This is a genomic window from Streptomyces sp. NPDC001315, assembly GCF_042896175.1.
GTDB lineage: Bacteria > Actinomycetota > Actinomycetes > Streptomycetales > Streptomycetaceae > Streptomyces.
Genome location: NZ_JBIAWZ010000014.1, coordinates 1 through 26,227, shown reverse-complemented (window position 1 = coordinate 26,227; position 26,227 = coordinate 1). Strand labels below are relative to the sequence as shown.

Annotated in this window: 24 protein-coding genes and 1 pseudogene; 12 read left to right on the top strand and 13 right to left on the bottom strand. The window is 70.6% G+C overall.

Annotated features, from left to right (window positions below; translation table 11 throughout):
• Nucleotides 1–192: 192 nt before the first annotated feature.
• Together ACFY16_RS30150 and ACFY16_RS30145 are read right to left on the bottom strand one after the other, a co-directional pair.
• Nucleotides 193–801 carry a TetR/AcrR family transcriptional regulator gene (locus ACFY16_RS30150; protein WP_390650344.1) on the bottom strand — a complete coding sequence of 203 codons (609 nt, stop codon included), beginning with the start codon at nucleotides 799–801 and terminating at the stop codon, nucleotides 193–195.
• A 365-nt stretch (nucleotides 802–1,166) separates the two neighbouring features.
• Nucleotides 1,167–1,625 carry an Lrp/AsnC family transcriptional regulator gene (locus ACFY16_RS30145; protein ID WP_390650343.1) on the bottom strand — a complete coding sequence of 153 codons (459 nt, stop codon included), beginning with the start codon at nucleotides 1,623–1,625 and terminating at the stop codon, nucleotides 1,167–1,169.
• 62 nt (nucleotides 1,626–1,687) lie between these two features.
• Here ACFY16_RS30145 and ACFY16_RS30140 point away from each other — a divergent pair, with 62 nt between their 5' ends.
• Together ACFY16_RS30140 and ACFY16_RS30135 are read left to right on the top strand one after the other, a co-directional pair.
• A complete protein-coding gene (locus ACFY16_RS30140) occupies nucleotides 1,688–2,437 on the top strand; it encodes an AzlC family ABC transporter permease (RefSeq protein ID WP_390650342.1) in 750 nt (249 codons plus the stop codon).
• Nucleotides 2,430–2,759, top strand: coding sequence for a branched-chain amino acid transporter permease (locus ACFY16_RS30135; RefSeq protein ID WP_390650341.1), 330 nt, complete (start codon nucleotides 2,430–2,432; stop codon nucleotides 2,757–2,759). Before ACFY16_RS30140 ends, ACFY16_RS30135 begins: the two co-directional genes overlap by 8 nt.
• 41 nt (nucleotides 2,760–2,800) lie before the next feature.
• Here ACFY16_RS30135 and ACFY16_RS30130 read toward each other — a convergent pair whose 3' ends face one another.
• Together ACFY16_RS30130 and ACFY16_RS30125 are read right to left on the bottom strand one after the other, a co-directional pair.
• A complete protein-coding gene (locus ACFY16_RS30130; RefSeq protein WP_390650340.1) occupies nucleotides 2,801–3,877 on the bottom strand; it encodes a maleylacetate reductase in 1,077 nt (358 codons plus the stop codon).
• 382 nt (nucleotides 3,878–4,259) lie between these two features.
• A complete protein-coding gene (locus tag ACFY16_RS30125; protein ID WP_390650499.1) occupies nucleotides 4,260–5,159 on the bottom strand; it encodes an LLM class flavin-dependent oxidoreductase in 900 nt (299 codons plus the stop codon).
• Between the two features lie 166 nt (nucleotides 5,160–5,325).
• On the opposite strand from ACFY16_RS30125, the gene ACFY16_RS30120 reads away from it, so the two are divergent.
• A complete protein-coding gene (locus tag ACFY16_RS30120; protein ID WP_390650339.1) occupies nucleotides 5,326–5,775 on the top strand; it encodes a MarR family winged helix-turn-helix transcriptional regulator in 450 nt (149 codons plus the stop codon).
• A gap of 263 nt (nucleotides 5,776–6,038) precedes the next feature.
• On the opposite strand, the gene ACFY16_RS30115 is transcribed toward ACFY16_RS30120, so the two are convergent.
• Nucleotides 6,039–6,596, bottom strand: coding sequence for a TetR/AcrR family transcriptional regulator (locus ACFY16_RS30115; RefSeq protein ID WP_390650338.1), 558 nt, complete (start codon nucleotides 6,594–6,596; stop codon nucleotides 6,039–6,041).
• Between the two features lie 10 nt (nucleotides 6,597–6,606).
• Nucleotides 6,607–7,188 carry a sugar O-acetyltransferase gene (locus ACFY16_RS30110; RefSeq protein WP_390650337.1) on the bottom strand — a complete coding sequence of 194 codons (582 nt, stop codon included), beginning with the start codon at nucleotides 7,186–7,188 and terminating at the stop codon, nucleotides 6,607–6,609.
• Nucleotides 7,189–7,307: 119 nt separating this feature from the next.
• Between ACFY16_RS30110 and ACFY16_RS30105 the strand changes: the two genes are divergently transcribed.
• The 6 genes from ACFY16_RS30105 (at nucleotide 7,308) to ACFY16_RS30080 (ending at nucleotide 13,799) form a co-directional block, all read left to right on the top strand.
• Nucleotides 7,308–8,492 carry a PP2C family protein-serine/threonine phosphatase gene (locus tag ACFY16_RS30105; RefSeq protein WP_390650336.1) on the top strand — a complete coding sequence of 395 codons (1,185 nt, stop codon included), beginning with the start codon at nucleotides 7,308–7,310 and terminating at the stop codon, nucleotides 8,490–8,492.
• A 165-nt stretch (nucleotides 8,493–8,657) separates the two neighbouring features.
• Entirely contained in the window at nucleotides 8,658–9,521 is an 864-nt protein-coding gene (locus ACFY16_RS30100) for an RNA polymerase sigma factor (RefSeq protein ID WP_390650498.1), read from the top strand.
• Between the two features lie 163 nt (nucleotides 9,522–9,684).
• Nucleotides 9,685–10,413 carry a Crp/Fnr family transcriptional regulator gene (locus ACFY16_RS30095; RefSeq protein WP_390650335.1) on the top strand — a complete coding sequence of 243 codons (729 nt, stop codon included), beginning with the start codon at nucleotides 9,685–9,687 and terminating at the stop codon, nucleotides 10,411–10,413.
• Nucleotides 10,410–11,417 (top strand): hypothetical protein, encoded by a 1,008-nt coding sequence (locus ACFY16_RS30090; RefSeq protein WP_390650334.1) that lies wholly within the window; start codon nucleotides 10,410–10,412, stop codon nucleotides 11,415–11,417. The genes ACFY16_RS30095 and ACFY16_RS30090 overlap by 4 nt, the downstream gene beginning before the upstream one ends.
• An 82-nt stretch (nucleotides 11,418–11,499) precedes the next feature.
• Nucleotides 11,500–13,455, top strand: a complete 1,956-nt coding sequence (locus ACFY16_RS30085; protein ID WP_390650333.1) for a dynamin family protein — start codon at nucleotides 11,500–11,502, stop codon at nucleotides 13,453–13,455.
• Nucleotides 13,452–13,799, top strand: a complete 348-nt coding sequence (locus ACFY16_RS30080; protein ID WP_390650332.1) for a hypothetical protein — start codon at nucleotides 13,452–13,454, stop codon at nucleotides 13,797–13,799. The genes ACFY16_RS30085 and ACFY16_RS30080 overlap by 4 nt, the downstream gene beginning before the upstream one ends.
• Nucleotides 13,800–14,096: 297 nt before the next feature.
• On the opposite strand, the gene ACFY16_RS30075 is transcribed toward ACFY16_RS30080, so the two are convergent.
• The 7 genes from ACFY16_RS30075 to ACFY16_RS30045 form a co-directional block, all read right to left on the bottom strand.
• Nucleotides 14,097–15,608, bottom strand: a complete 1,512-nt coding sequence (locus ACFY16_RS30075; RefSeq protein ID WP_390650331.1) for a dynamin family protein — start codon at nucleotides 15,606–15,608, stop codon at nucleotides 14,097–14,099.
• Nucleotides 15,605–16,519 carry a hypothetical protein gene (locus ACFY16_RS30070; RefSeq protein ID WP_390650330.1) on the bottom strand — a complete coding sequence of 305 codons (915 nt, stop codon included), beginning with the start codon at nucleotides 16,517–16,519 and terminating at the stop codon, nucleotides 15,605–15,607. The genes ACFY16_RS30075 and ACFY16_RS30070 overlap by 4 nt, the downstream gene beginning before the upstream one ends.
• Nucleotides 16,520–16,533: 14 nt before the next feature.
• Nucleotides 16,534–18,462, bottom strand: coding sequence for a dynamin family protein (locus ACFY16_RS30065; protein ID WP_390650329.1), 1,929 nt, complete (start codon nucleotides 18,460–18,462; stop codon nucleotides 16,534–16,536).
• Entirely contained in the window at nucleotides 18,459–19,982 is a 1,524-nt protein-coding gene (locus ACFY16_RS30060; RefSeq protein ID WP_390650328.1) for a hypothetical protein, read from the bottom strand. Before ACFY16_RS30060 ends, ACFY16_RS30065 begins: the two co-directional genes overlap by 4 nt.
• A 1-nt stretch (nucleotide 19,983) precedes the next feature.
• Nucleotides 19,984–21,042 carry a hypothetical protein gene (locus ACFY16_RS30055; RefSeq protein ID WP_390650327.1) on the bottom strand — a complete coding sequence of 353 codons (1,059 nt, stop codon included), beginning with the start codon at nucleotides 21,040–21,042 and terminating at the stop codon, nucleotides 19,984–19,986.
• A gap of 87 nt (nucleotides 21,043–21,129) precedes the next feature.
• Nucleotides 21,130–22,026: a hypothetical protein gene (locus ACFY16_RS30050; RefSeq protein ID WP_390650326.1), complete on the bottom strand. Its 897-nt coding sequence runs from the start codon at nucleotides 22,024–22,026 to the stop codon at nucleotides 21,130–21,132.
• Between the two features lie 151 nt (nucleotides 22,027–22,177).
• Nucleotides 22,178–23,425: an Hsp70 family protein gene (locus tag ACFY16_RS30045; protein ID WP_390650325.1), complete on the bottom strand. Its 1,248-nt coding sequence runs from the start codon at nucleotides 23,423–23,425 to the stop codon at nucleotides 22,178–22,180.
• Nucleotides 23,426–23,881: 456 nt separating this feature from the next.
• Here ACFY16_RS30045 and ACFY16_RS30040 point away from each other — a divergent pair, with 456 nt between their 5' ends.
• From ACFY16_RS30040 to ACFY16_RS30030, 3 genes and pseudogenes are all read left to right on the top strand, one after another.
• Nucleotides 23,882–24,838 carry a GlxA family transcriptional regulator gene (locus ACFY16_RS30040; RefSeq protein WP_390650324.1) on the top strand — a complete coding sequence of 319 codons (957 nt, stop codon included), beginning with the start codon at nucleotides 23,882–23,884 and terminating at the stop codon, nucleotides 24,836–24,838.
• Between the two features lie 101 nt (nucleotides 24,839–24,939).
• A complete protein-coding gene (gene gap / locus ACFY16_RS30035) occupies nucleotides 24,940–25,938 on the top strand; it encodes a type I glyceraldehyde-3-phosphate dehydrogenase (RefSeq protein WP_390650323.1) in 999 nt (332 codons plus the stop codon).
• Between the two features lie 93 nt (nucleotides 25,939–26,031).
• A pseudogene (locus tag ACFY16_RS30030) lies at nucleotides 26,032–26,118 on the top strand (IS5/IS1182 family transposase); the annotation flags it as partial.
• Between the last annotated feature and the right edge of the window lie 109 nt (nucleotides 26,119–26,227).

Genomic DNA, 26,227 nt, shown 5'->3' with positions numbered 1-26,227 from the left:
CGCGCCAGGCTGTCAGCGGCGGGTGAGACACCACGGCCCATGACATCGGACGACGCTTTGCGCCGCGGGCCCTGGCGGAGCCAGAGGTGCTGCGCACGCGGTTGGGTGCCGTGCGCACCCGGCCTTCGGTGCGTGCCTTGCACGACTGGGTGGAGGAGCTGTGTGCCCGGTTGGGCGACAGCGAATCCCCGCTCACTCGTCGGCGTGGTCGTGGTCGAAGAGCAGGCGCACGAAGTCGGTGACGGGCCCGATGATGTCGAGGTTCTGGTCGAGTACCCACTGCAGTTGGAGCCCGTTGAGCACGGCATGGAAGAGGGACGCGGCGTTCTCGGGGCTCACGCCTTCGCGCAGCCTGCCGCGGGCCGCCTCGTCGTGGAGCCCCTCCGCGAACTGCGCGCGTCCTCGTTGGTAGCGCTCGACGAAATAGGTGTGGGCGGGATGATCCGCCCGTGAGGCAGCGGCTGCGAGTTCGATCCACAGGCGCATCAGCTCGGGCGTCTCCTGGTGGTGGCGGATCAGCTCGCCGAGGTAGGGCGCGAGCTGGTCCGGGCTGTCGACCTGTGCCACACCGTGCTGCCACTCCTCGGAGTCGCGTTGGGCGAGCACCTCGGCGAGGAGCTCGTCCTTGTTGCGGAAGTGATGCAGGAGTCCGGCATGGGTGATGCCGGCCCGGACCGCGATGTCGCGCAGGGAGGCTTTGGCGTAGCCCTTCTCCGCGAAACTGTCGCGTGCCGCCCGTACGATCTCCGCTCTGCGGGCTGGTGTCTTGGCGTACGGCCCACGCGTTTTTGCCTCACCCACGGTGCGCTCACTCTCCTCGACGAAGCCCGGCCCGGGACGGACCTGCGTGGCAGCTGCGCTTAAAAACTTACCACTGGTCGGGATTTGCCTGTCGTCCATCCTCTTGTTGCGGTCGACCGAAAGGTAATGCTCTGGTCACGACGGTTGATCCCGCGCTTCCCGTGCTTGCCGTCACGGTGGCCGATGCCGCGGGTGAACTGCGCGAACGTGGAGCCGACGTCGACGCCTGCCTGTCCCGTCTGAACTGAAAGGGCACCCCCAGCGGCCGACGAGGTCAGCCCGGCTTCGCGTCGGTGCCGGCCACCCCGTACACCGACAGGAACGGCGCCGTCGGCAGTGTACGGGGAAGGCTCCGGCGATGGCGGTCAGGAGTCGGTCTTGATCTTCTTCATGGTCAGGTGGGATTCGACACGCAGGATCCCGGGCAGGCCGGTGAGCTTGCCGGTGAGGAAGGCTTCGTAGGCGGCGTGGTCGGCGACTGCGACGCGGAGGAAGTAGTCGGGGCGGCCGAACATCCGGCGGAACTCGACGACTTCCTCGTAGGAGGCCAGTGTGTCCTCCAGTGCCTGGATGGTCTTGAGGTCGTTGGCGTAGACCTCGACGTCGATCATGACTTCCAGGCCGCGGCCGACGGCGTCGGGATTGATGACGGCACGGTAGCCGGTGATGACGCCCTCCGTCTCCAGCCGCTTGAGACGGCGCAGACACGGCGGCGGGGTCAGGCCGACCCGCTTGGCCAGTTCGGCGTTGGTGAGCCGCCCGTCCTGGCGCAGATGAAACAAAATTTCTCTGTCGATCGCATCCAGGCTGAAACCATTGCTCATGGCGATAGCTTACGGGAATGATTGGCAACCATATGTTGCGAGGTTCATCCTAAAATTTCAGCATGCAAACGCTTCCGGTCGCTGAGGGCGATCCCCCTCGTCCTGTCCCCGCGCCCCCGCCTCGGCTGCGGTCCGAGGCGCCGGCGGCCCTCAAGGACTCCGGCTCCGTGGGGCTGGGCCTGTTGCCGCTCGGCCTCGCCTTCGGAGTGTTCATCACCCATGCCGGACTGCCCTGGTGGTGCGCGAGCCTGTTCACCGCCGTCATCTACGCCGGCTCGTTCGAGTTCCTGCTCGTGGGCCTGGCTCTTGCGGCCGCGCCCCTGGCGACGGTCGCGCTGACCGCCTTCCTGGTCGACGTCCGGCACGTGTTCTACGCGCTGTCCTTCCCCCTGCACCGCGTGCACGGGCGCCTGGCCAGGACCTACAGCACCTTCGCCCTGACCGACGAGGCATACGCCCTGACCACCGGCGAGCAAGCCCGGTCGTGGTCCGGCGCGCGCATCCTGTGGCTGCAGGCGTTCATGCAGCTGTACTGGGTCGGCGGCGCCACCACCGGTGCCCTGCTCGGCTCACTGATACCCGACCGCGTCACCGGCCTGGACTTCGCGATGACCGCCCTGTTCGCCGTCCTGGCCCTCGACGCCGTCGCGGAACGGCGCGGCGACCTGCCCACTCCCGTCCTCGCGCTGCTCAGCGCGCTGGCCGCCCGCCTGGTCTTCCCCGGCCAGATGCTGCCGGCCGCCTTCACCCTGTTCACCGCCGCTCTCCTGGCCCGACACCTTGCCACCAGCAAGAGGCTGCCTCATGCCTGACACCCCCTACCTGCTCATGGCCGTCGCCGTCTCGGCCGCCGTCACCTGGGCTCTGCGTGCCCTGCCCTTCACGGTCCTCGCACCCCTGCGCGCCAGCAGGACCGTCCAGTACCTCGGCGCCCGCATGCCGGCCGGTGTCATGGTGATCCTGTTCGTCTACTGCCTGCGCGACCTTCCGCTGCCCCAGCCGCGCGCAGCCGCACCCCTGGCGGCCTTGGCCGTCACCGCAGGGCTGCACCTGTGGCGCCGCAACGCGCTGCTGAGCATCCTCGGCGGCACCGCCGTCAACGTGGCCCTGGCCAGCACGCTTTTCGCCCGCTGACCCGTTCCGACAGCGAGTCGCCGCAAGCCGGCGGCTCCACCTCAACGAGGGACGCGGTCCATCGTCAGCGGGTCCGCGCCCTGCCACGCGGCTCGCAGCAGCCGCCGCAGACCCTCGGCGGTCACAGGGCGCGGGTTGTTCGCCGGGACCACTTCCAGGATCGCGTGTACGGCATCGTCGATGTCAGCCTCGTCGAATCCGTGGTCGCGCAGCGCTTTCGGCGCGTCCACCACGCGCCGCAGCCGTTGCAGGCCCTCGACGGCCGACGCGGCACCGAACGCCTCCGCGATCCGGCGCTCGGCCTCCGGCGCCGCGGGTGCGTTGAACGCCAGCACATACGGCAGCACGACCGCGTGCGTCTGGGCGTGCGGCAGGTCGTACGCGCCGCCCAGCACATGGCAGATCTTGTGGTGCAGGCCTGAGCCCGCAGAGGAGAACGCCAGGGCCGCCAGGTAGGCCCCGTACAGGACCTGTTCGCGGCCCTCGAGCCCGTCCGGGTGGGTCACCACGGCCGGCAGTCCGGCCGCCAACGCGCGGATACCCTCTCCGGCCAGCGCCTGGTCCACCGGATCGGTGCGCGGCGCCCACATGGAGTCCACGCAGTGCGCGAGTGCGTTGAGTCCCGAGGCGACACTCGTCGCCACCGGCAACGACAGCGTCAGCGTGGCGTCGTAGACGATCGAGCGGGGCAGCACCCGCGCGTCCACTCCGGTGGTCTTGCGCGTGCCCTCGGTCAGTCCCCAGACGCTGGTGGCCTCCGAGCCCGCGTATGTCGTGGGAACGGCCAGGATGGGGATCCCGCTGGTCAGCGCGATCGCTTTGGCGAGGCCGGTCGTCGAGCCCCCGCCGACACTGACCAGGAGATCCACCTCGTGCGCGGCCGCCGCGGCGCGCGCCCGTTCGGCCGTCTCGACCGGAACGTGCATCACCACCTCGTCGTGCCGCAGCACGACCGGCACCTCGGCGGTGACCTTCTCGGCCAAGGCGGCCTCGGTGGCCGCCGCGATCACCATCACCCGTGAGCCGCCCAGCCACTCGACCTCGGCCCGTACCGTCTCCGGCGCTGAGCCGGGCACGAAGCAGACGCGCTGCGCGAGGGTCTCATGTTCGAATCGCAAAGGGGATCTTTCCTTCTGTGCGAGGAGGGAGCTGCCTAGGTGCAGGGGAACGAATCTTCATGCCTGCCGGAGCACGATGTCGAACCGCACCCGGGACCAGCTGCGTCCGGAGAGGCCGCGGCCGTCGGGGGTCGGTGTGCCGGCCGACTGCGGTTCAACGGTGATCCGAGCTCGACGGCAGCAGTTGTCGACGAGCTCGGCGAGGCAGCCGTGGAACTTGCGATCGTCTACGACAACGCAGTCCGCAGGCGTGGCGCTCCGGCGCGAGGTGTCACTCTCACCTGGGTGAAGCGGTCCACCGGCCGGGTGAACTGTCGTCCCGTCTCGCATGCTTGGTCCGGGAGTCGCTGCGGCATCGGTCGTTCGGCGGCGAAGTCGTCGGTCAGGGGTTGCTGTCGGTTTTCAGGGCGCGTCGGGCTTGGCGCACCGGGGTGATGATCTCGTCGACGAGCCACTGTGCGACCTGCGGGGGGTACGGGCTTCGCAGGCTGAGCACGATGTGTGTCACGCCGGCGGCGATGAGGTCCAGGATCGTCTTGCGGTCACCGGCGGGGTCGTCGTAGGAGACGATGTACTGCACGGAGCGGGTGATCGCCCGCGAGTCCCGGCCGATGGCCGCGCAGTGCGTGTCCAGGACGCGGCTGCGTTGGGTGATGTAGTCCAGGGTGTTGTGCGGGGGGCCGGGGATGTTCCAGATGTCCGCCTGCTCGGCCACCAGGCGCAGCGTCCGGGTTCCCCAACCGCCGACCAGCAGTGGTGGGCCCGGTCGCTGGACGGGTTTGGGCTCGTTGCGGTTGCCCTTGAGGGTGTAGTGGCGACCGTGGAAGTCGAAGACTTCCCGCGTCCACATGGACTTGAGGATGGTGATGGTCTCCGCCAGGCGGGCGATGCCCTCGGCCGGTGGGACCAAGGTCAGGCCGTAGGCGTCGTACTCCGCGACGGCGGGGTTTTCTCCAGCGACGCCTCCGGAGTCGGCCGGTTGATGGGTGCCGCCCACGCCGAGGCCCATGACCAGACGACCCCGCGAGATCACGTCGACCGTCGTGGCGATCTTGCCCAGGACGGCGGGCTGACGGATTCGATTGCTCGTGACGAGGAGCCCCAGCCGTAATCGTCGGGTCTGCGCGGCGAGGGCGCTCAAAAGCGTCCACCCTTCGAGGATCTGCCCGTCCCTTGGGCCTGCGATCGGCATGAGGTGGTCCCACAGCCATGCGTCCGCAATCTGCGGCAGGGCGTCGGCCTCCTGCCATACGCGCAAGATCTCCTCGTAGGTGACGCGCATCGGGGTGGTTTTGATACCGAACGTCACCCCGTCCTGGTACCGGTCGCTCACGGCGCATACCCGCCCTTCGGCTCGATGTGCCACCGCTCCTGGAGGCGGTGGTCATTCCGTCACCATAGCTGATCGTCAGCAACTCTGACTATCAGCTCTGAGTAAGATGCCGTGCATGACCGGCGACGCACCGTCCAATCCCCTTGCCTCCCGATTGGGCTATCTGCTCAAGCACGCGTATCTGCAACTGACGGAGGCGTCCGCGCACGCGCTGGCGCCATTCGGGATTGACGGCCGTGAGCTGGCAGTCCTGACCGTGCTCGCGACCGACTCCCCGCTGTCTCAACTGGAGGCGGCCGGCAGGCTGGGCGTCGACCGCACTACGATGGTGGCGCTCATCGACGCGCTGGAGGGCAAGGGCCTCGTCGAGCGCCGCCGCAGCGCCCGGGACCGGCGCAAGAACACCGTGCAGCTGACCCCGACGGGCGAGGACTTCCTCCGTCGAGCCGAGCACGCCCGCCAGGAAATGGAGCGTCAGTTCCTCGCCCCGCTCTCCGGCTCGGACGCAGACTGCTTGATTCGCGCCCTGCAGACCCTGGTCATCACCCCGAAGACCGCCGACTGACGCCCGGGCAGGCACGGACTGGCGCCCGTCAGGCAGCGCGGGCCCGGATGGAAATCGCAACTCCTCCCATCTGCGACCTGGCGCAAGGGCTCGGGCTCGAGTGGAACCCTCCTGCGGAGGAGTTGGGCGTTGGGCGTTTGGCGGCGGGGGCACCGGGCTGCCGGCCGGCGCGGTTCAGCCCAGTAGCGTGAGAGACACCGTGTCCGGGTTGTTCGACGGAGTCGAACTCAGGCGGGTCCAGGTACGCCCGTGCGGTACAGCGGTCAGGGAGCCCGCTCTTCGGTTGCGGTGATGCGGGTGATGGCCTCAAGCGTCAGGGCGTGGTCGTGCGGTTCACGAGCCAGGGCGCGGTGGAGGGTCAGGCCCTCGATGAGGGCGTCGAGTTGGCGGGCGGTGTCCCGGTCGAAGTGTCGTTCCAGGTGGGTGCGGCTGCGGCGCATCCATGCGTGGGTGAGTTCCCGGTAGTCCGGTTGCCGAGCGGCGAGGGTGTACAGCTCCTGGGTGAGGACGAGGTCGCGCTGGGGCCCCTCGGACAGGGTGTGGACGAGTTCGGCCACAGCTGTTCTGGCCTGGTCGCGATCGGTCGGGGTGGAGAGGTGGGCGTCGAAGACCGCGACGATGTGGTCGGTGAAGCGGCCGAAGGCTTCACGTAGTAGCTGGTCGATGCCGCTGAAGTGGTACGTCATCGATCCCAGAGGCACGCCGGCTCGTGCGGCGATCTTGCGGTGGGAGACGCCGGCGAGGCCCTCTTCGGCGATGAGGTCGAGAGTGGCGGCGATGATGCGTTCGCGGCGCTGCGGGTCGGTGTGTCCGGTGGCCATGTCGGCGAGTTCAGAGGGTGCGGACGGGGCGGGCGGGATTGCCGACGGCGACGACGTTGGCGGGCACGTCCTTGGTGACGACCGCGCCGGCGCCGATGACGGAGTTGTCCCCGAGGGTCACGCCGGGCAGGACGATCGCGCCTCCGCCGAGCCATACGTTGTTGCCGATGGTGATCGGCTTGGCGGCTTCCAGCTTGTCGCGCCGGGGCTGCGGTTCCAGGGGATGGGTGGGGGTGAGCAGCTGAACGTTCGGGCCGATCTGGCAGTCCTCGCCGATGACGATCGCGGCGACGTCCAGCGCGGTCAGGTTGTAGTTGACGAAGGTACGCGCGCCGACGGTGATGTTGCTGCCGTAGTCGACGTACAGGGGCGGTCGCACGTGCGCCTCGTCGCCGACGGAACCCAGCAGCTCTGCGAGGAGTGGTTGGGCGGCGCCGGCATCTTCGGCGTAGGCGGCCTGGTAGCGGGCGGCCAGGCGCACGGCCCGCTGCTGGCGGCGGGTGATCTCGGGGTCGTCGGCGATGTAGAGATCCCCGGCCAGCATGCGTTCCAGGTTCGTGCGCGGGTCTTGCCCGAAGTGGTCCGTCGGCATACGGGGAGCGTACACAAAGGAGCGGACGAACGTACACTCTCGTTCGTGGTGCGGTCTGGTGATCGGGGCCTGTCTGCTGCGCCGGGACGCGTTCGTCAGCTGACTGCCATGATGGCAGTGTGGAAGGCGTGGAGGTCCGGCACGGTGTGGCGGGTGTGCGGCGTCTGTGGCAGGCGAGTCATACGCTGCTGGTGTTCCCGATCGTGCTCATATTGGTGATCACGGTGGTGGACCAATTGGTTCCGGCCGACATTCACCTCGGTCCGCTGCTGGTCACTGCGCCCGCGTTCACGGCCTCGTTCGCGGGTCCCCGGCTGACGGGGCTGATCGGATTCCTGGCTGTGGCCGCCCAGGCGTACATCGGCTGGCACTTCGGCATGCTGTTCACACGGAACGTGCTGGTGCAGATCCTCGCGCTGGCGGTGCTGTCGGCACTGATCGTGTTCTTCTGTGTGGTACGCGAGCGACACGAGCGTCAGCTGGACCAGGTGCGGGCCGTCGCCCAGGCGGCCCAGCACGGTCTGCTGTGGCCGTTGCCGGAGCGGATGGGCCGTTTGCGGATCGCCTGCCTGTACCTGGCTGCCGAGGACGAGGCGCAGATCGGCGGCGACCTGTATGCGGCCACCCGCATCGTCGGCGGCGTGCGGGTCATGATCGGCGATGTGCGTGGTAAAGGCCTGTCCGCCATCGGCGAGGCCGCGCTCCTGCTGGGAGCCTTCCGGGAGGCCGCACACCGGCACTCCACACTGCCCACGCTGGCCGCTGCCCTGGAGCAGAGTGCGACCCGCTACCTGGCCGACTTCGAGCCGGCCGATGAGGCAGGCGAACGCTTCGCCACCGCCTTGCTGCTGGAAGTCCCCGACGAGGACCACACCGCCCGGATAGTCAGCTGCGGACATCCCCCGCCCCTGCTGCTGAGCCCCGGCGACGCACTCACCGTCCCCAGCCTGCACCCCGCGCCACCGTTGGGGATCGGTGGGACAGGGCCCGAGGGATACACAATCGATGTGATTCCGTTCGAGCCCGGCGACACCCTCCTGCTCTATACCGATGGCGTCATCGAAGCCCGCGACGCCGACGGCGGCTTCTACCCTCTTGAGACACGGGCCGCCCGGTGGAGCCAGTCAGGACCCGAATCGCTGCTGCGTCACATCCAGCGCGATCTCCGCGTCCACACCCGCGGACACCTCGAAGACGATGCGGCTCTCATCGTCCTGCGCCGCGAGCCCGATGACCATCGAGGCCGCCACCACGGGCGACTCATCCACGCGAGCGGGTTCGGGCACAACTCTGCAACCGGCTGACATCGAGGCCGCGGCCGGTTGCGTTCAGCTACATCCCGTTTCGTCGTTCATATCGGCGAGAGGCCATTCGTGGCCCATTCCGGGCAGACCGGGAGCGCACCCAATTCGTAGGGGCAGGCCCTGGGGCACTTGGGACGCGGCGAGAAGTTTCCGGTCAACGGGCACATGCGGGTGAGCCGGGGAGTCGCCACATCCGACCAGGTGATAGCTGTCGTTGCCCGTTTCCGAGACCTGATCCCGGGATCAGGTCTTCTCGGACGGAGCGCCCGTAAATTGACAGTCCGCCGGGCGTGGACCGATTCCGTCCCGCCATGGGCGCGGGAGACTGTGGGGGGGAATCCGGCTGTGTCCGTGACGGCTGAACATCGTGGTGCCGCGGCAGAAGCCGCAGGGTGGCATCCGGGCAGCGAGTGGCATTCAGGGAACGGGGGGCAACCACGCTACGGGGGCCTTCCGGGGAACGAGGGGCGTGCGAGCGACGCGGAGTTGGTCCGCCGGGTAGGGCAAGGAGACGAACGTGCCTTCGCACTCCTGGAATCCCGCCATCGGGCCGCGCTGCGGAAGTGGTGTGCGGCCCGGTCACGCACCGTTGCCGAGGCGGAGGATCTGCGGCAGGAGACGCTCCTGCGGGCCTGGCGTGGAGCCGGGGGATTCCTGGGGAACTCCGACGTGCGCACCTGGCTGTACCGGATAGTGGTCAACGCCGCGGCCGACGAGCTCAGGCGCAGGGCGCGCCGGCCCCGGGAGACCGCGCTGACGGCGACGGACGGCAGCGCGTGGTTGACGTCGGTGGTGTCCGCTCCGGAACGCACGGTCATCGAATCGGTCGACCTCGGGCGAGCTCTGGCCTGTCTGCCGACACACCAGCGGGTGGTGGTCACACTGATCGACCTGATCGGCTGTACGACGGCGGAGGCGGCCGCGGTGTGCGGAGTCGGCGAACCGACGGTGCGTAGCCGGCTCAGTCGCGGACGACGGCAACTGCGTGCGCTGATGTCGGGCTCCGACCAGGAGCGGTCGGAGGCCTGAGCCGGCCGACCACCTCCACCCGTCGAAGATTCCGGACCTCACAGCGCCTGGAATCGACCGTCATTGGGCATCTATGAGAAAGATGCGCACATCCGCCTGACGCTCACGATTCCTTTACGCTATTTTCCCCAAGCAAGCACATTCCAGGGGAGGGTGGCGCCGCATGCACGTCCAGCAGCCCCTCGGCCGAAGCTGGCCGAGGGGCAGTCTTCTGTCCAATCTCAGCGGGCCTGATCGCGACGCGCTGCTCGGCCTCGGCAGCTTCCGCAGGTACACGCCGGGTGAGGCGCTGATGGTGGAGGGCGGCCGGGACACCGTGGTGGCGCTGCTCCTGGACGGCTGCGTCAAAGTACTGGTCGCAGCCGAGGACGGCAGTACGGTGCTGCTGGCCATCCGGGCCCCCGGCGATGTCGTCGGGGAGCTGGCCGCCCTGGACGGAAGGCCGCGGTCAGCGACCGTGCTCGCAGCCAGGGGAACGTCCGCCAGGGTCATCAGCGGTGTGGCCTTCCGAGGCTTTCTGCGTGAGCGTCCCGACGCGGCGACCGAGTTGCAGCGTTCCGTCGCCGGGAAGCTGCGGGCAGCGATCCGCTACCGGATCGATGCGGTCAGCGGGCCGGTGACGGTCCGTCTGGCCCGGACACTCGACACCCTGGCGCGAGCTTACGGGCGTCCGGCGCGGCAGGGGCTGCGGATCGACGTGCCGCTCAGCAACGCCGATCTGGCGGCCCTGGCGGGGCTGTCCACGGCGAGTGTGCAGCGTGGTCTGCGGGCGCTGCGCGCATCGGGCGCGATAGCCACCGAATACCGCAGCGTCCTGGTGAGGGACATCGCCGTGCTGCGCGCTGTGGCAGCCGGGCAGGACCGGCCCGCTGCCCCCGGCGTGGCGGTATGACGGGCGGTCAGGGGCCGCGGCAGCGCAGGCTGTGCCTGGTGGTGGACATCGAGGCATACAGCGGACGGCCCTATGCGGCACAGCAGCGGGCGCAGTCCAGACTGGCGCAGGCTCTGGACCACGCCTGCGAGCGAGCCGGATTGAGCCGCCGGTCGTGCGATCTGCAGGACCGCGGGGACGGCCAGTTGCTGCTGCTCCCGGTGGGCACCGACGAAGGACGTGCGGTCCCGGGACTGGTGCTCGGCCTGCGGGATGCGCTGTTCACGCTCAACGCACGCGGTGTCGCCGACGAAACCGTCCGGCTGCGCGCCGCGCTGGCGCAGGGATCGGTGCAGCGGGCTCCGCTGGGCTATGTCGCCTGGTCGGTGGAGCTCGCCTGCCGTCTGCTCGACTCGGCGAGCCTGCGCAGCACGCTGGCGAACGCGACGGAGAGCGACATCGCGCTGATCGTGGCGGCGGACCTGTATGCGGACGTCTTCGCGACCGGCGCCGCAGGGGTGCCCACGTCGGCGTTCAGGCGGGTGCGGATCGACGTGCCGGAGAAGCGGTTCACGGCTGACGCATGGATCAGCGCACTGTCCCACGGGGTCGCCGCCCCGCTCGGCCCTCCAGGGAAGCAGCCGGCCGTCCCTCGGTACGGGGGCGGGCGGGCCTCGAAGCTGGTCGGCGGCGCCCTGCTGGGCGGCGCCGCACTCGAGCTGCTGGTACCCGACGGCGACGGCTCGGCACACCCGGGCCTCGACGAGCGTCCAATTGTGGAGGAGCACCCGACGGAACACCACCACGCGGAACAGGGGGACGTCCACATGAGCTACGGCGACGACACGGACACGAGCTACGGCGACGAGACCGAGCACACCTGGGACGACGGGCGCCTCACCGAGGACGACGTCATCGAGTCCGCGGACCACACCGGCTACACCTCCGTCTCCGAGTTCGTCGCGGGCGAGAACGGCTACGAACCCGACCCGCCGGACACCAGTGACCACGACACCGTCTGGTGACGGCGCTTGACGGCACAGTGGCGCCCACGACGGCGTCTGTAAGGGGTGCGGAAGAGACACCGCCGGACGAAGGGACCGTCATATGAGCAGCTCCGACAGGCATCCACTGGCCCCCGCCGTCATCCGGCACATCCACCAGTGCGCCGACACCATCGAACGGTTCGGCGCCGGACCCCGGGCCGCCGCGCTGCACGCCGAGGCGGCGGGCGCCGGGCTGGCCCCGTCGGCGGTCGTCGTGGTGGGGGAGAAGAAACGCGGTAAGAGCTCGCTCATCAACGCGTTGCTGGAACGCCCGGATCTGCTGCCGGTGGACGCGGACGTGGCCACCGCGGTTCATCTGTCGGTCCGTCACGAGGCCACCGACTGCGCCCGGGCCCTCAGCGATGACCGTCCTGGAGGCGTGGAGATCCCCCTGGACCGGATCGCGGAGTACGCCGCCGTCGACCCGGAGAGCAGGGACAGCCTGCATCCGGAAGTGACCGGCGTGGCGATCGGCGTTCCGGCCACCCTGCTGGAGGACGGGCTCACGCTGATCGACACTCCCGGCGTCGGCGGCCTCGTCTCGGGCCATGCCGCGATCACCATGGCCACGCTGGCGAAGGCCGAGGCGCTGCTGTTCGTCGTCGACGGTTCCACCGAACTCACGAAATCGGAACTCACTTTCCTGGAGAAGGCCGCCCAGCGGGTCGCCACCGTGGTGTTCGTCCTCACCCAGATCGACACCTACCCGCACTGGAAGTCTGTTCTCGCCCGCAACCACGCCCTGCTGGCCGAGCGCGCCCCAGGGTTCGCACGCGCGCCCTGGTACCCCGTCAGCAGCCGCTACCGACTCGACTCGATCCGCGCCCGGGACAGCGGCGACGGTCCGTGGGCGGACGAACTCCACTCGCGCAGCGGCTTCGGCCCGCTGGAGGAGGAACTGCGCCGTGACATCGTCCGGCGTGCCGAACGCGACCGGCTCGCCGCTGCGTTGGACCTGGCGCAGGCGTCCCTCAGTGAACGGGACAGTGCGCTCGCCCTGCGGGAGAAGGAACTCATGGCCGGTTCGGCCGACGAGGAGGAGTTGCGCAGACAGCAGCAGGCACTGGAACGGCTGTCCGCGCCGGACGCGCGCTGGCGGCAGCGGCTGTCCACCCGGGCGGAGTCCGCCGACCACCGGCTGCGGGCCAGGGTCGGCCGCTCGCTGCAGGACATCCGGCGCCTGGTGGACGACCAGACCTCCGAAGGCGGCCCGGAGGGTTCGCAGACCGTCGCCCGCACCGTACGAGACGGCCTCGACGGCCTGCGGCTGGAACTGGAGAACGAGGCGTATCGGGAGTGCGGTCGGCTGGCCGCTCAGCTAGCCGAGGACTGTTCCGTCCCGGGGCTGGAGGTGCTGACCCCGGCGCTGGGGAGGGACGACTGGCGCAAGGAGCCGCTGGAAGGCCTGGTGGCCGGCGCGGAGATCGACCTTCGCCGAGTCGGCGAGCGGGCGGGCAAGATGCTGGAGGCGCTCACCCGGTCGCCGGACGGGCTGCCGGTGCCGCCCGCCCCTGCAGGCTGGCTGGACCGGCTCACCGGACGGCAGGCCGCGCCGCAGACCCCCGCCCAGATGGTGTGGCGGGCGATGGGCGACGCCATGACCGCATACCGGGCAGCGAACCGCCTGACGCGGGTGGCGGTGCCGCTGGGGCTGGCCGCCGGGGTGGTCGCCTTCGGAACGGCCGTATGGAGGGTACGCAGCCAGCAGCGGACCGACCTGGCCCGACACCTGGTGCAGACCGAGGCCGTGCGGCGGCTGGAGTCCTGCGCCGACGAGCTGCCACCGATGGTGACGGACATGCTGCGCGCCATCGAAGCGGACCTCGTCCGCCAGGCCGAAGGGGAGATCGCGGACCGGCGCGACGAAGTCGACCGCGCGCTCGTGGTGTTGAGGGAGAACCAGGCGCGCCGCGACACGGAACTCATGCCGCAGCGACAGGAGGTCCGTGCCTGCCGGGAGGAACTGGGCGGGCTGCTGGCCGAGGGACGCGAACTGCGCCGAGGACTGGACGCGTGAACGCCGCGGTGCCGCCGGGTTCACCGCGGCGCCCAGCCACCGGTGGGCCCGACTCGACCGGCCCGCTCTGCGGAGAGCTGCTTCAGCTGTGCCGTGGCGCGGGGCTGCGGCTCGGCCCCGGGCCCGCCGGGGACGGCCTGCGCGCTCTGTCGGAACAGCTGGCCGACCAGGGCTGCTGCCAGGGGCCGGACACGGCGGAAAGGGCCTGCGGCGCACAAGTGGCCGAGCGGCTGGCCCTGTTGCTGCGACTCGGTAGCGACGACGCGGAGTGCCGGGTGCTCGCGGGCCTGAACGAGGGGCTAAGGGCACTGCTGATCAACGGGTGCGGCCTGTCCGGGCAGTAGGCCCGGACAGGCGCCGGCGGGCTGCTCGGCCCCCGGCCCGACGCCGGCTGCCCCGGGGCCGCTCCGGTACCGGCGGTTCGGCCCACCACGGCCGGTGGTGGTGGCTCGGCCCACCATTGCTGGCCCGGGTGGCTCGGCCCACCACGGCCGGTACGGTGGCTCGGCCCACCGCTGCTGGCCCCGGTAGTTCGATCCACCGCTACCGGTACCGGCGGTTCTACTCACCGCCACCGGTACCGGTAGTTCTACTCACCGCCACCGGTACCTGCGGCTCGGCCCACCCGCGGACCGGTCGGGTCAGTGCCAGGCCTCGAAGAGGAACGCCTCGCACAGTTCCCGGGCCGTCCGGGCGTGCCGCTGGACCGGCCGGGAAGGGGCGGTGAACTCCAGTCGACGCCAGTACGCGGCCTGCTCGGCGGCAGCGGCGGCGACGGCGGTGGGCGCTGCGCCGGGGGCGAGGGCCAGGCAGGACTGTGTCGTGGCACCGGTCGCCAGAGCGACCAGAGCGGCGCTGTCCGGTTCGGGCAGGACCAGGCGTCCGCCTGCCAGATCGGACAGGGCGGCGGCCAGATCCTGCTGCCGCATCAGCGGATGCCGGCGTACGCCGGCGATCCCCGCCCGCAGTTCGTCCAGTGCCGCCCTGGCCGGCGTCGTCAGAGCCTGCCCTGCGCCGGCCGCCGCAGCGGACGCGACGGCGTCCAGCGCCGTGAGTGCCGCCGCGGCGCGCAGCCGGTCCGCGGCGTCGATGAAGCGCCGCTTCATGTGGGCCAGCAGCGGATCGATGCCGCAGGCCCGGCGCAGTTCGTCGAGGAGCGAGCGCGTGCTGGTCGCGCCTTCGGCCACCGCGGCCACGGCCGTCGCGATCCCGTACCGCCCCAGCAGCGCGAAGGCGCGCTGCCGCTGCTCCGCCGAGAGCGGGCCGGTCTCCCAGCACAGAAAGTCGTCCGGGGAGTAGAGCGCCCGCTCGAGCGCCGCTCGGTCGGTGGCGAGCCGCCGTACCAGCAAGGTGTCCTGCTCGGTGAATTCGTCGCCGAGCGCGGTCTGTGCCAGCAGACCGGCGACCGGGACCACCTCGGTGACCATGCCGGTGAGACGGCGGGTGTAGGTGGCGGCCACCCGCCGGGCCCGGGGCCAGGGGTCGCCCTCTCCGCTGCCCAGCTCATCGATGCGGCTGAGCACGCCGACCACATTGAGGGCGGTCATCCGGGCACCGGCCTTCATCCGCAGCGCCTGCAGGGCCTCCTCGTCCCCGGCGCCCGGGTGCGGCATCACATACAGCAGGGCGTCGGCCTGTGCGAGGGCACGCATCGCCACCTCGTCCAGGCCGCTCAGGGTGTCCATGCCCGGCGTGTCGACCAGGGTGTAGTCGTCGGCACCGAGGCTGTCGGTCACCTCGACAGCGATCTCCTCGATCTCCTCACGGGGAGAGCCGAGCAGTGTCGGATCAGCCGGAATGCCTCCGCCGGGCGCTCCGCGCACATGGTAGGTGCGCCCGTCGGTGCGGCGTACCTCGATGCGGTTCTGCACACCACGGCGGAACCAGGCGACCAGCATGGTGCACTCGGTCGCCGCCGTGGCCGCGAGTCGGCGTCCCAGGAGGGCGTTGACCAGGGTGGACTTGCCGGCGTTCATTCGCCCGCCCACGGCGACCCGCAGGGTCCGCTCGCCGAGCCGCTGCCGTACGGCGGCGACCGAGTCCGCCGCGGGTCCGGGCGGCAGCAGCGGTTCCGCCGTGTCGCACAGCCGCAGGACCCGGGCGCAGAGCTCCCCGCTGCCGGTGCGGGTGCCGAAGGCGTGAGGGGCGCTCACCGCCGCCCCACCGGGGCGGGCGGCGCGGTGGATGCCTGCGCCCGTTCGAGGGCCCTGATCAGCCGGCGGGCCGGCTCTTCCAGCGGTTGCAGCTCGGCGAGGTGCCGACGGGCCTCCTGCTCGTGACGGAGTTGTTTGCGGTACTCGCTCTCCACACCGTCCAACGTGGAGATGAGGCTGTTCCAGAGGCTCGCTCTGGCCTGGGCGGTCTCGCTGAGCCTGCGGCTGGTGTCCGCCGCGGAACGCAACTCCGCGACCCGGCCCGACACATGTTGTGACAGGCACCACAGCACCGGGACGTGCACCCCCTGCGGAGTCGCCCCGCAGGAGACGGCGACCGTGGCGCCTGCGACCCGGGGTGAGTCGGTGATGGCCGTCTGGAGCGCCTCCATCGGGGCCGTCGCCCGGGCCCATGCGGCGGGGCCGGACACCAGGTCCGCCTTGGTATAGGCGATGACGACGGGGGTGTTCCGGGAACGCTCGCCGATCGCCTGCTGGAGCAGCACGGTCAGCCGCCGAACCTCGCGGCGGCTGGACTCGGCTTCGGCGAGCCGGGCGGCGTCGGTGAAGACCACCAGCCCGTCGGCCCGGACGAGTTCGGCGAGGACCGCTGCCGTCTCCTCGTTCCCCGCCCGGTCGTCGAGGGCGCCACCGCGGTAGTCGTTCCAGGTGAAGTCGGCGATCCGCCGCCGGTGGTAGGTCAGCTCGAAGGAGTGCGCGTCGCGGCGCGAGGACGGCGGCGGGTAGAGGCCGCGGCGGATGGCACGGGCACTGTCCAGCAGTTCGCGGTCGCGCGGCTTGTCCGCGGTACGGACGCGGAATCCTCGGTAGCCCGAGCGCATCAGCTCGTACATCATGGCGATGTACGTGGTCTTGCCCGCGTTGCTGTGGCCCAGCATCACGATCTTCACTGCGGTTCCTGTTCTCAGGTAGGGGCCAGTCGGGCGGCCAGGTCCCGGCTTCGGGCGAGAAGGCCGTTGAGGGAGTCCAGTCGGCGCCGGGTCCGTTCGCGTTCCCGGGTGAGCTGCTCGGCCGCGGTCGTCAGATGTTTCTGATGGAGAGTCAGTTCCTCTTCCAGGGCGGTGCGCTGGACCGCCAGGCGGTCGGTGAGCTGCGCGGCGAGACGGTCGGTGATCTCCTCGACGGAGCGGCTGATCTGCGGCGGGATCTCCGTGGTGAGCTCGGCGACCAGCCGGTTGGTGTAGCGGGCCGCGTCCCCGCGGGCCCGGGTCAGCTCCTGGCGCTGTTTGCGACGCCCGGACAGCAGGGCCACGATTCCGAAGCCCGCGGCGAGCGGGGCCATGACGCTGGTGGTGAACAGCATCGTGATGCCCGCGGCCAGGCCGCCTGCCCCCCAGGCAGGCACCACCCGTTCGACGAAGCCGAGCAGTCCGCCGTTCAGGTCGTCGCTGTGCACCACAGGGGGCAGCGCCTCCAGCCGCCGCGGCCGGGCGAGGACGAGTTCGGCACCGATCTCGTCGTCCGAGGCCACTCCGCAGGCCTGTTCCATCGCCGCCGCCAGCTCGGCGGTGCCCTGGCGTGTGGCGGTGTCCAGGTCCAGCCAGATCGCCTCCACCCCCGCCTCCAGGTCACGGGGCAACTCGGTGGCCAGGACCGCGGGCGGTGCGGTGGCCATCTTCTCCTCGGCCAACTGCCGCAGGTCGTTGACGTTGCGCTGGAAACCCAGGCGCAACCGGCGCTCCAGCTCGCGGCTGGAGCGGGTGAGCGTCCTGCGCCAGGCCGCGTCCTCGCCCTGCAGCGCCCGCAGCGCGTCGCGGCGGCGTCGTACCTCGTCCTCAAGAGCCGGGTCCTGCTTCAGCGACCGCAGCCTGCGCTCCTGGGCGGCGGCGAGCGGGGCCACCGCCGAGGTGACGGCATGGAGACAGTTCGCCAGCCGCAGTTCTGCGGCCCTGGCGGCGATCCGTTCGGTCAACGCGTCCTGCAGCGTGGGGAATCCGCTGAGGCGCAGCCGCTGGGCGGCCAGCGCATCGTCACCGGCTCCGGCAGCGGCGGCGAGGTCGACATCCTCCTTCGCCCTGCTGCTGACGGCGAACCAGGGAGCGGAGACATAGCGCGGCGCATGCTCGGCGAGCAGCCGCCTGTTGCGCTCCAGCACCTCCTCCCAGCGGCCGTACTTGTCCGTCTGCGTGAGGACGAAGACGACCTCGGCGATGCGTTCGGTGGCCTGCTCCAGAAAGCGCAACTCCGAAGCGGTGAGCTCGCTCTGGCCGTTGACCACGAAGACCAGGGCGTCCGCGCGGGCCAGGGTCGCCATGGTGATGCGGGCATGCCCGGACACCAGACCTCCGACACCGGGCGTGTCGACCAGGACCAGTCCCGATGCGAGCAGCGGCGACGGAATCCCCACCTCCACATGGCGCACATCGCGGCGGTACGGCTCCTGGGTGACCGGGTCGAGAGCGGCGTACTCGCCGATCGAGGCGACCGGGATCGGGTGCCCCCGAGGATCACCTTCCAGGAAGGCGGTGGCCTGCGGCTCCTCGGCATGACGGACCACCAGGTGCACCCCGGTGGCGACATCGACCTCGACGGGCAGCAGCCCGGGACGGCCGACCAGCGCATTGATCAGTGAGCTCTTGCCGCGTTTCTTCTCGCCGACCACCACCAGCACCGCCGCCCCGGCACGCACCCTTGCCGCCTCGGCCCGGACGGCCTCGGCGAGTTCCGGGGAAACCAGGACGTCTTCCGGCGCGGCATCGTCCGGCTCCTGCCCGCCGCCGGAGGCACGGGCGGCCCGGTCCAGAAGGCCGGCGGCGTCCGTGGCCAGGCGCAGTACGTCGGGCTGGAGCGCATGCTGAGACGGCGTCGCAGGCGTCTTGGGGCCGGCGTTCATCGGTTACCTCCTGGCGGGGGGTCCTGGTGGGCCTGTTGGCCGGTGGCGTCCGGGCGGGTCTCGCGCCCGCTGCCGCTGTCCGGGAAACCGGTGCCGCCGTCCGGAAGCGGGGGTACGCCGGCGGCGCTCTGTTCCGGCGGCAGGGCCTCGGACCCGGGGGCGGCGGTGGGTTGTGCCGGGCCGCGCGAAGGAGACGGTTCGTCGTCGAATCCGCCGAAGTAGCTGTCGTAGGAGGCATTTTCGGCCTCGACCTCGCGGCTCCGTCCGAATACCGGCGGCGGTGTCGGGGCGGTGCTCCTGCGGAACATCCCGGGTTCCTCGTCCTGCTGCCGCCGACGGGCGTCCTGGGGGGCGTCGTAGGCGGCGGGCCCCCGCAGCCCGCCGTGGGCCGAGGGCTGCTGCTCCGGGGGGCCGCCGTGGAATCCCGACGAGAACTCGTCGCGGCCGCGGCCCAGCCCTGCGATGTTCCGGCCCAGCTCTGTGAGGCTCCGGCCCGCATCTGTGATGTTCCGGCCCACCTCTGAGATGTTCCGGCCGAGCTCCGTGATGTTCCGGCGCAGCCCCGTCAACGGCGAGCGGGTCGAGGACGCCCCGGGAACCGGGGATTTGGGCCCCTGCAGCGGGTCCGGTCCGGCCGACGAGCCGGATGCGGGCTTCTGCTTTCCCCTCACGCCGCCGTGCGGGCCGGGGTGCTCTCGGGTCCAGCTGGAGTACGCGTGCGCAGGACGCGGGGGAGGGGCCGGGGCGGCCAGCCGTTCTCGCCGGTACTGTGTGACGTCGTCGCTGCACAGGTGGGTCAGCCCGGTGAGGTCCGCGTCGCGGGCCTCACGCCAGCCGGTGACCAGCGTGACGTCGTTCTTCGGGTGTTCCAGCGCCGCCGCCCACAACTGCGCGGCGGCGGAGCCGGGCAGCAGGTGCACAAGGTACCGCTCAGCGGGCAGCCACACCGCAGCGGTCCTGTCCGGCGCCGCAGGCTCCCCGACCGTCCGCAGCAGGCCGTCCGGGCCCTCGTGCGAAGCTGCCCCGGCGCCGGGGACGACGGACGGCAACGGCTTCCACGGTGCCGGACAGGGCCGGCTGGTCCGCGGATCGGCCGAGCGATTCGACCGCGCGTCCCAGGTGAGGCTCGCCCACTCGCGGTAGACGGGCCCGGCCCATGCCGCGAACTCATGCCGCAGATCATCCAGCGACGGCACGGCCGCGCTCGGCTCCGAGCTGTGCCAGCCGACGAACCCGTACAGCCGCCGCGGCGGCTGGTTGGCGTCCTGGTTCATGGTGTCGCTGACCAGATCCAGATAGCAGGCCGCGCCCACGAGCAAGCCATGACTCCCGCGACTCAGCAGGAACCGAGGGCCGCCCTCAAGGCGCTTGCCTCCCGCGACCGCGGCGTGGACTGCCCGCCCGACCGGGCTGTTCTCCCCGAGTCCCTCGGGATGGGCACGCCACCAGCGATCCATCTGGAACGTACGTCCATACACCACGGCGGACCAGCCGCCGGGCAGGCCCTCGCTGCCGTCCATGTCAGGCCTCCTGCAGCTTCCCGGAACGGTAGATGGGCATGTGATGCAGTTCCTCGGCGAGTGACTCCGCGCGCTTGCGGGCCCCCGAAACCTCGTCCTCCATGGATCGGAGCTCTTCCCGCCACGCGTCGATCTTCGCGTTCCCGCTCTTCATCTCGCCGCGCTTGAAGAACCCGCCGAAGAGCCCGGCGCTCAGCGTGGCCACTTCCTTGCCCTGTCGGTCGATCTGACCGCCGACTTCCCGGATCTGCTGCTCGTGCCGGGTGATGCCCTCGGTCAGGTAGTGCAGCAGCGCGAAGATGATCGGGTTGTGCACATACCTGGGATCGACGTCACTCGGGTTGACGGTGGGTCCGGTCGCCTCGCCGAAGTTGCCGATCTGTACCGGGCAGAGCATTGCCGAGACGCCGTCGGCCGCCACCAGCTGCACCAGGTTGGTGAGGTTCTTCGCGAGGGTCGCGAGCGCCTCACGGGTGCTCATGCCCGTCACCTGGGGCAACAGATCGGTCTTGGTGACCAGGACGACCAGTGAGGGCGGGGGTTCGTTGGTCTCCCGCCGCTTGCCGATGACGAAGTTGATGGCGCGCGAGAACGTGGCGATCCTCATCGGGTCGGTGGCCGGGTTGACATGGGGGCGGGCGCCGTCGGCGATCCACTGGCCGACGTGCTGACCGTCCAGGACCAGGAAGATGGCGTCCGAGACCTCGATGCGTTCCCGCAGCATCGCGATGTCTTCCGGGGAGTCCTCGCGGTTGCCGCGGTCGGTGCCCGCGCCGCCGCGGAAGTCCAGGCAGTCGATCTCCAGCAGGGGCAACACCCCCTGCAGGAAACGGAACTCATAGCCGACGGGCTTGTTCACATCGTTCGGCCTGGGGAAGGTGCCCTCCTCGGAGAGCGCAGTCCAGGCGTCGGCCAGGTCCAGGTCCGCATCCGGGTCGGTGGCGTACAGGAAGTAGCCGTTGAAGCCCTGGGACAGCCTGGCGTACATGCCGTGCAGGTACGTTGTCTTGCCGCAGCTGGTCGCGCCCAGCATGGTGAGGGTGATCCTGGGGACGCTCATACCTTTTCGGTTCCTCTCTCGAACACGCCGCTGAATACGCCGCGCCGGTCGCGCGTGGGTCTGTGATGAGGGGTGACACCAGCCGGGTCAGAAGGCCGCCACGCCTTCCAGCAGCGTCTGGAGCCGCTCGGCGGGTGCCACCAGCGGTTGCAGCCGGTCGAATTCCTCCTGAGCCTCCGATCGCCGACGGGCGCTGATCGCGGCCCACGACGGTTCGCCCTTCCACCAGCTGCTGATGCGGTCCCCCACGGTGTCCCGGGCCGCCGCCCTGCGGGCCGCCTCGAGCCGCTCGTCCACCGACTCCCGAAGTTCCAGGCTTCGTCCGACGATGCCGAAGTGCAGGCTCCACAGCACCGGCAGGGCCACATTCACCGGAGCGGGCCCGCAGGACACGGGGACCACCGCACCGTGCAGCTGCCGGGTCGCCGCGATCCCGTCGATCAGCTGCCGAAACGGCGCGATCAGCCGCTCCACGACGTGCGGGTCGTCCAGGTCGACGAGATCGCATTTGGTGAGGGCGAGGACGATCGGCGTCAGGGCCTTGCCTCGGGCGTCGAGTGCCCGCTGCACATGGACCGTCATGCGCCGTACTTCGCCCGGTGCGGCGGAGTGGCCGAGAAGTCGCTGTGCGTCGGCGAAGAGGATGATGCCCTGGGCCTGCTTGAGATCCTCATGCAGCTGCTCTGCCTGGTGGCTGTTGCTGACCCGTTCGTTCAGCGCCCCGCCACGGTAGTCGCGCCAGCGGAACGGGAAGACATCACGCCCGTCGTGCTGGAGTACCAGCTCGAATACCGCCCGCTGGTCGCTGGCGTGCGGATACCGGCCCTTCAGTACCGCTTCGGCGGCACTCATGAGCGTGCGGTGCGCGTAGGGATCCTCCGCGCGCAGACTCAAACCCTCGATGCCTTCGCGCATGACGGCATACATGAGAGAGACATATGTGGTCTTGCCTGCCGCGCTGTGACCGAGCATCACAATGTCCATACGAGTCCCTCGGCGAGGTACGGAAGCCGTGCGCCGAACAGTTCGGCACCCTCGTTGGACGGCGGTCAGGGCCGGAATGTGCCACGCCGACCGAAAACGTTCGCAGGACGTGACGGTCGGCGACCGGCCGGCCCACAGCCCCTACGGGTCGTCACACATCCGAGAACGGATTGCCGGACTCGTCGAAGTACCTGATCGCGGACTTCGAGGGCCGGCCTGTGTCGAGGCCGTCGCTGCGTGGCTCGTCCGCCGTTGCCCGCCTCCCTCGGCGATCGGAGGGCGGTTGCGCCAACGCCCCCAGCACCACGGCCGCCTTGGGGTCGCGGGCAAGCAGCGGCAGCCGCCCGGTGCGCTCCGCGATCAGATCGGAGACCCGGGGCGTACGGCCCGCTCCGCCGGCGATGATCACGGCATGCAGGTCACCCGGCTCCCGGCCGGCCTGGCGTACGGTCTCGGCGAGCAGATCGTAGGTGCGCTCGATGACCGGCTCCGCGGCGGTTCGGAACTCATGACCGCGGACCAGGAAAGGCTCCGGGTAGCCGGGTACCCGCACATCGACGCTCGTGCTGCCGGACAGCGTCTCCCGCGCGGCCACCAGGGTGCGGCGCACTGCGACCCGCTGCCGGACCGCATCCGGGGACGTGTCCTCCCAGAGGTCCTGCCAGGGTCCCGGGTCACGGTCCAGTACCCGTTCGGCCAGCAGCCCGCGCAGGCACTCGTCCAGGTCGTCCCCGCCCAGATCGTGGTCGCCGCCGGTGCGTACGACGGTGAACCGCCGGCCGTCCCAGGCGAGAACCGACACTTTGAAGGCGCCGCCGAGGTCGTACACCGCGATGTGCCCGCCCTCCGAAGGCTCAGCGAGGTGTGCTGCGTCCGGGAGTCCCCGGCCGGCCATGTGGTGGCGGGCCACCGCGACCGGCTCGGGCAGGAACTCGGGGCGCGGAATTTCCGCCGCGGCGGCAGCGGCGCCCAGCCGCGCCAGCTGCTGCGGGGCCCAGTGAGCCGGATGGGTCAGAACGGTCCGGCCCGGCGAGGTGCCGCCATGCCGGGCCCGGGCCTGCTCCAGCGCCCGGGTCAGCACTGCGGCCGCCAGGTCGGCCGTGGCCACTGCGCCGCCCCCGAGCAGGACCTGCTCCTGTTCCACCAGGGCCCGCTTGGCCGCGCGCTCGGCGCGCTCAGGCCGGTGGGGAGCGGCCTCCAGCGCAGCCTCACCGGTGAGCAGCCGGCCGTTGTCGTCCAGGCAGACCAGTGAGGGCAAGAGCCCGCCGTAGCCGGTCCCCAGTGGAAGGATCGTGGGAGCCGGGTCCTCTTCGGCTCCTGTGGACTGCGATGCGGCCGCCGAAGTGCAGTACATGCCGAAGTCGATCGCCAACGACCAGTCCCTCATGTGCTCGGTCATCGTCAGCACGTCCTCCTCCACGTCCCCCCGCCGACCACGTCGGCGCGCCGCGATGTGTAGCACGCGATCATAGGGCCACCGCTGTCCGGTGAACGGGACGAGGACTCGCCCTCCTTCTGGAATGAGCCGCTCCGGGCCCGGGGGCTCGATTCACCGAGGCGATCGCTCATTGACGTGTGCCGGGAGGCGGCCATCGACTCGCTCGGTCCGGCACAGCGGGGAGAGGCGGTGGTCGCCTGCTTCGAGGGGGCGCTTTCCGGACCGCTCTGCGAACTCGTCCGGCAGGAGGAGCAAGCGGAAAGCGGCGTCCCCGGCCAACCATGCGGGGGCAGCGTGCGTGCTTGCCTCGCCGGTGCGACCGTTCGCGGGGCGGATGCGGTGCTCGGCCGGCCCGATGGGTACCGGGCTCGACCCGCACAAGAAATCTCGTCCCGCACCCCTGCGTACCCTGTCTCTGTGCCAGCCTTCCACCTGCGTCGCGTCGCCATTCTCGTGCTCGAGGGTGCGAAGCCCCTCGATGTCGGAATCCCCGCGCAGGTGTTCACGACGCGCGCGAGCATGCCCTACGAGGTGCGGCTGTGCGGCGCGGCACCTGGTCTCGTGACCGGTGGCGACGGCCTTTCGTACCACGTAGCCCATGGCCTTGACGCGCTTGCGTGGGCCGACATCGTCTTCATTCCCGGTTATCGGTTCCCGGACCGCGACGATCCGCCGCAGGCCGTCGTCGACGCGCTGATCGCTGCCCATGATCGCGGCGCGCGGCTCGCCGCCATCTCGACGGGCGCCTTCGCGCTCGCCGCGACGAGCCTGCTCGACGGCAAGCGTGCCACGACGCACTGGCATTACACGCGGGCGCTGGTGGCGAAGCATCCGCTCGTTCAGGTCGACGAGAACGTTCTGTTCGTCGACGAGGGCAGCGTACTGACCTCGGCCGGCGCCGCCTCGGGCATCGACCTGTGCCTGCACATTCTGCGCGGCGACCTCGGGGTGGCCGCGTCGAACCACGCGGCCCGGCGACTGGTCGCGGCCCCCTACCGCAGCGGCGGTCAGGCGCAGTATGTGCCGCGCAGTGTGCCGGAGCCGCTCGGCGAGCGGTTCGCCGACACCCGAGAGTGGGCGCTGCACCGGCTCGACGAGCCCCTCACCCTCGAGGTACTGGCGCGGCGGGCAGCGGTCTCGCCGCGCACGTTCTCGCGGCGTTTCGTGGAGGAGACCGGGTACACCCCGATGCAGTGGGTCATGCGAGCCCGCATCGACATGGCCCGCGAGCTGCTCGAGCGTTCGCAGCGCGGTGTCGAGCAGATCGCCGCCGACGTCGGTCTCGGCACCGGTGCGAATCTGCGGCTGCACTTCCAGCGCATCCTCGGCACCACGCCGAGCGAGTACCGGCGCACCTTCGCCCAGGGCGAGTAGAGCCGCCACCTGGCGCGATCCTTTCGAACCGTGGCGATCCCGCCACTGTCACCTGCGGGTGCCGCGAGCGAGCCTGGTGGCGAACCGAAGGGACAGCATTCATGACTCGCATCGCCATCAACGGATTCGGCCGCATCGGACGCAACGTGCTGCGCGCGCTGCTCGAACGCGACAGCAGCCTCGAGATCGTCGCCGTCAACGACCTCACGGAGCCCGCTATCCTCGCGCGGCTGCTGGCCTACGACACGACGGCCGGCCGGCTCGGTCGCCCGGTGACCGTCGACGGGGACGACCTCGTCGTCGACGGCCGTCGCATCAAGGTGCTCGCCGAGCGCGAACCGGCGCAGCTGCCGTGGGCCGAACTTGGTGTCGACATCGCCCTCGAAGCGACCGGCCGCTTCACGTCGGCCAAGGCCGCCCGTGCCCATCTCGACGCGGGCGCGAAGAAGGTGCTCGTCAGCGCGCCGTCGGACGGCGCTGATGTCACGCTGGCATTCGGGGTCAACAGCGACACGTACGACCCGGCCGTGCACACGATCGTCTCGAACGCCTCGTGCACGACCAACGCGCTCGCACCGCTGGCCGCGGTACTCGACGAGCTCGCCGGGATCGAGCACGGCTTCATGACGACGGTGCACGCCTACACGCAGGAGCAGAACCTGCAGGACGGTCCGCACCGCGATGCCCGTCGCGCCCGAGCTGCCGCCGTCAACATCGTGCCGACCACGACGGGCGCAGCCAAGGCGATCGGCCTCGTGCTGCCGAACCTGGACGGCAAGCTGTCGGGCGACTCGATCCGTGTGCCGGTTCCGGTGGGGTCGATCGTCGAGCTCAACACGACCGTCGCCCGGGACGTGACGCGCGACGACGTGCTGGCGGCGTACCGCGCCGCGGCGGAGGGGCCGCTCGCCGGCATCCTCGAGTACTCGGACTTCCCACTCGTGTCCTCCGACATCACCGGCAATCCGGCTTCGTCCATCTTCGACTCGGCCCTCACCCGCGTCGACGGCCGGCACGTGAAGGTGGTCGCCTGGTACGACAACGAGTGGGGCTTCTCGAACCGCGTGATCGACACGCTCGAGCTCCTCGCCACCCGCTGACGGGAGTATGCCCGGCCGCCACGGGCCAGGAGCGCGTCGGTACCCGACTGGTGAAGACGCGCTCCGCCCGGGGACCCGGGTTGGGCCGGGTCGGTGGACTCCACGATCGTGCGTGCTCACCGGCATGCGGCCGGGGCCCGCAACAAGGGGCCCCGGCAGGCGAACGGCCGAGCCATCGGCCACTTTGCGGCGATGGGACCTCCCCCCGGGTGGTGGACACCCTGACGCCGACCCCGGTGGGGGTCGGGAGAGGGTGACCGATTATGGTGATGAAGGTCTATTCGCCCGA

Excerpts from the sequence above, each read along its gene's own strand:
- ACFY16_RS30120 (WP_390650339.1), top strand. The coding sequence starts at position 5,326 with ATGACCGGCGACGCACCGTCCAATCCCCTTGCCTCCCGATTGGGCTAT.
- ACFY16_RS30135 (WP_390650341.1), top strand. The coding sequence starts at position 2,430 with ATGCCTGACACCCCCTACCTGCTCATGGCCGTCGCCGTCTCGGCCGCC.
- ACFY16_RS30140 (WP_390650342.1), top strand. The coding sequence starts at position 1,688 with ATGCAAACGCTTCCGGTCGCTGAGGGCGATCCCCCTCGTCCTGTCCCC.
- ACFY16_RS30125 (WP_390650499.1), bottom strand. The coding sequence starts at position 5,159 with ATGCGCGTCACCTACGAGGAGATCTTGCGCGTATGGCAGGAGGCCGAC.
- ACFY16_RS30090 (WP_390650334.1), top strand. The coding sequence starts at position 10,410 with ATGACGGGCGGTCAGGGGCCGCGGCAGCGCAGGCTGTGCCTGGTGGTG.
- ACFY16_RS30145 (WP_390650343.1), bottom strand. The coding sequence starts at position 1,625 with ATGAGCAATGGTTTCAGCCTGGATGCGATCGACAGAGAAATTTTGTTT.
- gap (WP_390650323.1), top strand. The coding sequence starts at position 24,940 with ATGACTCGCATCGCCATCAACGGATTCGGCCGCATCGGACGCAACGTG.
- ACFY16_RS30060 (WP_390650328.1), bottom strand. The coding sequence starts at position 19,982 with ATGGACGGCAGCGAGGGCCTGCCCGGCGGCTGGTCCGCCGTGGTGTAT.
- ACFY16_RS30110 (WP_390650337.1), bottom strand. The coding sequence starts at position 7,188 with ATGCCGACGGACCACTTCGGGCAAGACCCGCGCACGAACCTGGAACGC.
- ACFY16_RS30055 (WP_390650327.1), bottom strand. The coding sequence starts at position 21,042 with ATGAGCGTCCCCAGGATCACCCTCACCATGCTGGGCGCGACCAGCTGC.
- ACFY16_RS30065 (WP_390650329.1), bottom strand. The coding sequence starts at position 18,462 with ATGAACGCCGGCCCCAAGACGCCTGCGACGCCGTCTCAGCATGCGCTC.
- ACFY16_RS30115 (WP_390650338.1), bottom strand. The coding sequence starts at position 6,596 with ATGGCCACCGGACACACCGACCCGCAGCGCCGCGAACGCATCATCGCC.
- ACFY16_RS30050 (WP_390650326.1), bottom strand. The coding sequence starts at position 22,026 with ATGGACATTGTGATGCTCGGTCACAGCGCGGCAGGCAAGACCACATAT.
- ACFY16_RS30095 (WP_390650335.1), top strand. The coding sequence starts at position 9,685 with ATGCACGTCCAGCAGCCCCTCGGCCGAAGCTGGCCGAGGGGCAGTCTT.
- ACFY16_RS30085 (WP_390650333.1), top strand. The coding sequence starts at position 11,500 with ATGAGCAGCTCCGACAGGCATCCACTGGCCCCCGCCGTCATCCGGCAC.
- ACFY16_RS30100 (WP_390650498.1), top strand. The coding sequence starts at position 8,658 with ATGCGGGTGAGCCGGGGAGTCGCCACATCCGACCAGGTGATAGCTGTC.
- ACFY16_RS30045 (WP_390650325.1), bottom strand. The coding sequence starts at position 23,425 with ATGACCGAGCACATGAGGGACTGGTCGTTGGCGATCGACTTCGGCATG.